Origin of the sequence: Salmonella sp. 32120201201600049SM (assembly GCF_017572835.1) — a bacterium.
Lineage (GTDB): Bacteria > Pseudomonadota > Gammaproteobacteria > Enterobacterales > Enterobacteriaceae > Salmonella > Salmonella enterica.
Window position 1 is genome coordinate 1 of the sequence record NZ_JAGESA010000027.1, and the last position, 1,450, is coordinate 1,450.

A 1,450-nucleotide genomic window follows, 5' to 3' on the forward strand; every position below is an offset into this window, starting at 1 on the left:
AGGTAAGGAGGTGATCCAACCGCAGGTTCCCCTACGGTTACCTTGTTACGACTTCACCCCAGTCATGAATCACAAAGTGGTAAGCGCCCTCCCGAAGGTTAAGCTACCTACTTCTTTTGCAACCCACTCCCATGGTGTGACGGGCGGTGTGTACAAGGCCCGGGAACGTATTCACCGTGGCATTCTGATCCACGATTACTAGCGATTCCGACTTCATGGAGTCGAGTTGCAGACTCCAATCCGGACTACGACGCACTTTATGAGGTCCGCTTGCTCTCGCGAGGTCGCTTCTCTTTGTATGCGCCATTGTAGCACGTGTGTAGCCCTGGTCGTAAGGGCCATGATGACTTGACGTCATCCCCACCTTCCTCCAGTTTATCACTGGCAGTCTCCTTTGAGTTCCCGGCCGGACCGCTGGCAACAAAGGATAAGGGTTGCGCTCGTTGCGGGACTTAACCCAACATTTCACAACACGAGCTGACGACAGCCATGCAGCACCTGTCTCACAGTTCCCGAAGGCACAAATCCATCTCTGGATTCTTCTGTGGATGTCAAGACCAGGTAAGGTTCTTCGCGTTGCATCGAATTAAACCACATGCTCCACCGCTTGTGCGGGCCCCCGTCAATTCATTTGAGTTTTAACCTTGCGGCCGTACTCCCCAGGCGGTCTACTTAACGCGTTAGCTCCGGAAGCCACGCCTCAAGGGCACAACCTCCAAGTAGACATCGTTTACGGCGTGGACTACCAGGGTATCTAATCCTGTTTGCTCCCCACGCTTTCGCACCTGAGCGTCAGTCTTTGTCCAGGGGGCCGCCTTCGCCACCGGTATTCCTCCAGATCTCTACGCATTTCACCGCTACACCTGGAATTCTACCCCCCTCTACAAGACTCAAGCCTGCCAGTTTCGAATGCAGTTCCCAGGTTGAGCCCGGGGATTTCACATCCGACTTGACAGACCGCCTGCGTGCGCTTTACGCCCAGTAATTCCGATTAACGCTTGCACCCTCCGTATTACCGCGGCTGCTGGCACGGAGTTAGCCGGTGCTTCTTCTGCGGGTAACGTCAATTGCTGCGGTTATTAACCACAACACCTTCCTCCCCGCTGAAAGTACTTTACAACCCGAAGGCCTTCTTCATACACGCGGCATGGCTGCATCAGGCTTGCGCCCATTGTGCAATATTCCCCACTGCTGCCTCCCGTAGGAGTCTGGACCGTGTCTCAGTTCCAGTGTGGCTGGTCATCCTCTCAGACCAGCTAGGGATCGTCGCCTTGGTGAGCCGTTACCTCACCAACAAGCTAATCCCATCTGGGCACATCTGATGGCAAGAGGCCCGAAGGTCCCCCTCTTTGGTCTTGCGACGTTATGCGGTATTAGCCACCGTTTCCAGTAGTTATCCCCCTCCATCAGGCAGTTTCCCAGACATTACTCACCCGTCCGCCACTCGTCA

Annotated in this window: 1 rRNA gene; it reads right to left on the minus strand. The window is 54.9% G+C overall.

From position 1 onward, the window contains the following. Window positions 1-3 precede the first annotated feature (3 nt). Window positions 4-1,450 (minus strand): 16S ribosomal RNA (locus tag J4650_RS22615); the annotation flags it as partial.